Source organism: Dietzia sp. UCD-THP, assembly GCF_000349585.1.
In the GTDB taxonomy this organism is placed as follows: domain Bacteria; phylum Actinomycetota; class Actinomycetes; order Mycobacteriales; family Mycobacteriaceae; genus Dietzia; species Dietzia natronolimnaea_A.
Genome location: NZ_AOSR01000087.1, coordinates 1 through 2,602, shown reverse-complemented (window position 1 = coordinate 2,602; position 2,602 = coordinate 1). Strand labels below are relative to the sequence as shown.

2 protein-coding genes are annotated in these 2,602 nt (G+C 66.7%); both read left to right on the top strand.

Annotated features, from left to right (window positions below; all coding sequences use genetic code 11):
• The first annotated feature begins 162 nt into the window (after positions 1-162).
• Positions 163-1,722, top strand: a complete 1,560-nt coding sequence (gene istA, locus H483_RS27045) for an IS21 family transposase (RefSeq protein WP_017836423.1) — start codon at positions 163-165, stop codon at positions 1,720-1,722.
• Positions 1,719-2,462, top strand: a complete 744-nt coding sequence (locus H483_RS27040; RefSeq protein ID WP_017836422.1) for an ATP-binding protein — start codon at positions 1,719-1,721, stop codon at positions 2,460-2,462. Before istA ends, H483_RS27040 begins: the two co-directional genes overlap by 4 nt.
• Positions 2,463-2,602: the final 140 nt, after the last annotated feature.

Here is a 2,602-nt window from a genome sequence, read left to right as displayed (position 1 = left end):
TGAGTATTCGCTCTTCTGAGGGCCAGTCATATCGGGCCTGGGAGCCAGCGGCGGCTTGACGCGTTGGACGCCGTCGGAGCCATCGTTATTCGGCTTCAGAGCCACCTTCTTAGGCTCCTCCCGCTGGGTGTAACGGGCACCTGGCGGAAGGAGCAGTTCCCAATGGTAAGGAAGATCAAGGCGAAACTCGTCTTGCAGTTACGGGCCGACGGCCTGTCCGGGCGGGCGATCGCGGCCTCGCAGCAGATCTCGCGCAACAGCGTCGCGGCAGTACTGGAGGCCGCCGATGCCGCCGAGCTCAGCTGGGACGACGTCGCAGATCTACCGGACGGCGAGGTGTACTCGTTGTTGTTCCCCGGACGGGGTGAGCACGACAGCGTGTTCGCCGAGCCCGACTGGGCCGAGGTGCATCGGGAGATGGCTCGGGTCGGCGTGACGATGAAGCTTCTGCACGGCGAGTACACCGACCTCTGCGCCAGTTCGGGCTCCCCGGCGATGGGCTACGACCGGTTTTGCAAGCAGTACCAGCAGCACGTGCAGGTCGCCGGGTTGGCCTCTCGGGTCGGGCACAAGGCTGGGCAGACCGTCGAAGTGGACTGGTCTGGCCCGACGATGCACCTGACCGATCCCGTCACTGGCGAGGCGAGGCGGGTGTATCTGTTCGTTGGGTGCCTGCCGTTCTCCCGCTACGCCTTCGTCGAACCCACCCTGGACATGAAGCAGGACACCTGGCTGCGCGCTCACGTGGCGATGTTCGAGTTCTTCGGCGGCTCGGTCCCGCGGATCGTGCCGGACAATCTCAAGACCGGCGTGATCACCCATCCCCGCGAGGGCGAGATCGTCCTCAATGACGCCTACCGGGAGATGGCGGCGCACTACTCGGCCGCGGTCCTGCCGGGCCGGGTGCGCAAACCCAAGGACAAGCCGAGCGTGGAGAACACCGTCGCGCACGTGGCCACCTGGGTCATCGCCGCCCTCCGGACGCGGCAGTTCGCGACGCTTCCGGAGCTCAAGTCGGCGATCGCCGACCAGCTCGAGGCGTACAACGCCGAGCCGTTCCAGAAGCGAGCTGGCTCGCGGGCCAGTGTGTTCACCTCCGAGGAGAAGGAGCTGCTGCGGCCGCTGCCGGCCACCGGGTACGAGATCAGCCGCTGGTTCTACGGCCGAAAGGTCGGACGCAACGGCCACGTGTCGTTCGCCCGCAACTACTACTCCGTGCCGTACCCGCACGTGGGCGCCAAGGTCGACCTGCGCATCACCGAGTCGATGCTGGAAGTGCACCGCGGACACCAGCGGCTATCGAGCCACGTGCTGCTGCCCGAGACCGTGGTCAACGAATACCGCACGAACGATGCCGATCTGCCGGACGGGCCGAAGTACCGGCAGTGGGACCAAAGCAGAGTCCGTGAATGGGCCGAACGAGTCGGCCCCTCGGCGCTGGTCGTCACCGATCGGATCTTCGAATCGGTGCCCGTCGCCGAGCAGGGCATCAACCCCGCTCTGGCCGTCTTGCGGTTGACCCGCCGCTATTCAGCGGAGCGGGTCGAGGCCGCGTGCCGGATCGCGTTGGCCGGGCCGATCCGCTCCCCGCGGTACGCCCACCTGCGCCCGATCCTGGAAACCGGGCAGGACAAACCCACCCCACCGGCCGGGGATCCGCCCGCGGAGGCCGGCGGCTACGTGCGTGGAGCCGACTACTACGCCGCAGGAGGTGCCCGATGACCCGGCTCGACCCAGAGACCCGCCGCAAGCTGCGCGAGATGGGCGCCACCGCGCTGCTGGAGGCGTTCGAGGCCCGCGATGAAACCCTCATGCTCGGCATGGGATTCGAAGACCAGGTCAAGATCGTCGTCGACGAGGCCCACTCCACGTTCACCCACGCCAAAGTCGAGGGCCTGATCCGGCGAGCCGGCCTGCGCTATCCCAACGCCGACCTCAGGCGGCTGGACATGCTCCACGAGCGCGGCCTGGACCAGGGCGTGATCGCCCAGCTCGGCGCCTGCTCGTTCATCGACCGGCACCAGAACGTCGTCTTCCAGGGCTTCACCGGCTCCGGCAAGTCCTACCTCGGGTGCGCTCTGGCCAAGCAGGCCTGCACCCACCGAATCCGGGCGCACTACATTCGGATGCCGGATCTGGCCGAGACGTGGGCGCTGGCGCAAGACAAGCCGAACGGCAAGACGACGTTCCTGAAGAAGTACGCCGCCTTCACGCTGCTCGTTCTCGACGAATGGCTCCTCGACCCGCCCGACGAGGGCATGCGCAGCATGCTGCTCGAACTCCTCGAGCGCCGCTACGGACACGCCTCGACGGTGTTCTGCACCCAGTACGCCCAGAAGGACTGGCACCAGCGCCTCGGCTCCGGAGTCCACGCCGACGCCATCATGGACCGCATCGTCCACAACACCCTCTGGATCGAAACCGGCACCTTCAACATGCGAGAACACACCGCCGTGAACTAACCCCCGGGACCGGCGCACGAGAGCCGGTGGCTCCCACCCCATCGGCCACCGGCTCTCAAAGTCAATAACGGTGGCTCCCAACCTCAATATCCAGTGGCTCCCAAACCCTCAAATACTCACCTGGCGCACGAAGTACGCCC

What these genes read in the sequence shown, in the direction of transcription:
- istA (WP_017836423.1), top strand. Translation starts at nt 163, where the DNA reads ATGGTAAGGAAGATCAAGGCGAAACTCGTCTTGCAGTTACGGGCCGAC.
- H483_RS27040 (WP_017836422.1), top strand. Translation starts at nt 1,719, where the DNA reads ATGACCCGGCTCGACCCAGAGACCCGCCGCAAGCTGCGCGAGATGGGC.